The following is a 2,105-nucleotide window of genomic DNA, read 5'->3' on the forward strand; positions in this document are numbered from 1 at the left end:
GGGCGGGCGGCCGCGAGCAGTTCGGTGCGATAGGCCTCGATCACGTGCTTTCCGGCGGGGAACATGGTGATGACGACATCCGCGTCGGCCACGGCATCCGCGCCGCTCGCAGCTACCGGGACGCCGGCCGTCTGCGCCGCTTCGATGGCCGCGGGGACGAGATCGAAGCCGTGCACCTCATGTCCCGCGGCGAGGAGGTTCTTCGCCATCGGCAGTCCCATGTGCCCGAGGCCGAGGAACGCGACGACCACCGGGGAAGACGGCGCCGTCATGATCCGCTCCGCATCTGATCTCCGCCGCTGCGCTGGAGGGAGGCGGAACCCGCCGGCCGGAGCATCTCACGTCCGACGATCAGTCGCATGATCTCGTTCGTCCCCTCCAGGATCTGATGCACGCGCAGGTCGCGGACGACCTTCTCGATCCCGTAGTCCTGCAGATAGCCGTAGCCGCCGTGCAGCTGCAGAGCCCTGTTGGCGACGTCGAAGCCGGCGTCGGTCGCGAAGCGCTTGGCCATGGCGCAGCGCATCGTCGCGTCGGGTGCGTGCTCGTCGACCGCCTGCGCGCCGTCGCGCACCATGAGACGTGCGGCGTGCAGATCGGTGCGCATGTCGGCGATCGCGAACAGGATGGACTGCTTCTCGGCGAGCGGCTCGCCGAACGCCATCCGCTCGTGCACGTACTTCACGGCCTGATCGAGTGCCCACTGGGCGCCTCCGAGCGAGCAGGCGGCGATGTTGAGACGGCCGCCGTTGAGCGCGGACATCGCGATCGCGAACCCGCGACCCTCGTCGCCGAGCATGGAGGAGGCGGGAACCCGCACACCGTCGAGGATCACCTGGCGGGTGGGCTGCGCGTGCCAGCCCATCTTCTTCTCCGGGGCACCGAAGCTCAGCGCCTCGGAGTCGCCGGGGACGAGGAAGGCGCTGATGCCGCGCGCGCCCGGCTCCCCCGTGCGCGCCATGACGACGTAGACGGCAGCCTCGCCCGCTCCGGAGATGAACTGCTTCACTCCGGTGAGAACGTAGTCGTCGCCGTCGCGGACGGCGCTGGTCGCGATGTTCGCGGCATCCGATCCTGCACCCGGCTCGGTGAGGCAGTAGCCGCCGAACTCCGACATGGCCGTCAGCATCGGCAGCCAGTGCGCGCGCTGGGCGTCGTCGCCGTAGGTGTCGATCATCCAGACGACCATGTTGTGGATGGAGATGTAGGCCGCGACCGCGGGGTCGCCCTTCGCGAGCTCCTCGAAGATCGCGACGGTGTCGAGACGGCTGAGGCCGCTGCCGCCGAACTCCTCGTCGACGTAGATGCCGCCGAGCCCGAGCTCGCCGGCACGGTTGAGCGACTCCCGCGGGAACAGGTGCTTCTCGTCGCGCTCGGCGGCGTAGGGTGCGAGCTCGGTCTCGGCGAACTCGCGGACGGCGCCGATGATCGCCTCGCGCTCCTCGGCGGTGGTGGTGACGGTGGTCATGGTCATCGTGGTTTCCTTGTGGGAGGTTTCCGGGGCTAGTGCATGGTCGGGATGACGAAGCTGGCACCATCGCGGATGCCTGCTGCGGGCCAGCGGCTCGTCACCGTCTTGGTCTTCGTGTAGAACCGGAAGGCGTCGGTTCCGTGCTGATTGAGGTCGCCGAATCCGCTGCGCTTCCAGCCGCCGAACGTGTAGTACGCGATCGGGACCGGGATCGGCACGTTCACACCGACCATCCCCACCTCGACGCGGGCGGCGAAGTCGCGGGCCGCGTCGCCGTCGCGCGTGAAGATGGCGACGCCGTTGCCGTACTCGTGCTCCGAGGCCATCCGCAGCGCCTCCTCGTAGTCGGCGGCGCGGGCGATGACCAGCACGGGGCCGAAGATCTCCTCGCGGTAGATCGCCATGTCGGTGGTGACGTGGTCGAACAGGGTCGGTCCGAGGTAGAAGCCCTCCTCGTGCCCTTCCACGGTGAAGCCGCGACCGTCGGCGAGGAGTGTCGCCCCCTCGTCGATGCCCTGCTGGATGTAGCCCTCGACCCGCTCGACGGCCGCCCGTGTGACCAGGGGGCCGTAGTCGACGTCGGCTGCGAGAGAGGGGCCGACCCGCAGCTGGGCGACGCGTTCGGTGAGTTTGG

3 protein-coding genes are annotated in these 2,105 nt (G+C 69.2%); all 3 read right to left on the reverse strand.

Features of this window, described 5'->3' with window-relative positions; all coding sequences use genetic code 11:
• The coding region (locus KZA10_RS13170) for an NAD(P)-binding domain-containing protein (protein WP_218683100.1) at positions 1 to 272 on the reverse strand (272 nt) is incomplete at its 3' end.
• Positions 269 to 1,474: an acyl-CoA dehydrogenase family protein gene (locus KZA10_RS13175; protein ID WP_218683101.1), complete on the reverse strand. Its 1,206-nt coding sequence runs from the start codon at positions 1,472 to 1,474 to the stop codon at positions 269 to 271. The genes KZA10_RS13170 and KZA10_RS13175, both read right to left, overlap by 4 nt.
• A 29-nt stretch (positions 1,475 to 1,503) precedes the next feature.
• Positions 1,504 to 2,105, reverse strand: a 602-nt coding sequence (locus KZA10_RS13180) for an aldehyde dehydrogenase family protein (RefSeq protein WP_218683102.1), incomplete at its 5' end; no start/stop codon positions are given.

The organism is Microbacterium sp. BF1, from assembly GCF_019279095.1.
GTDB lineage: Bacteria > Actinomycetota > Actinomycetes > Actinomycetales > Microbacteriaceae > Microbacterium > Microbacterium maritypicum.

Coding starts and splice junctions, on each gene's coding strand:
- KZA10_RS13175 (WP_218683101.1), bottom strand. CDS start 1,474: ATGACCATGACCACCGTCACCACCACCGCCGAGGAGCGCGAGGCGATC.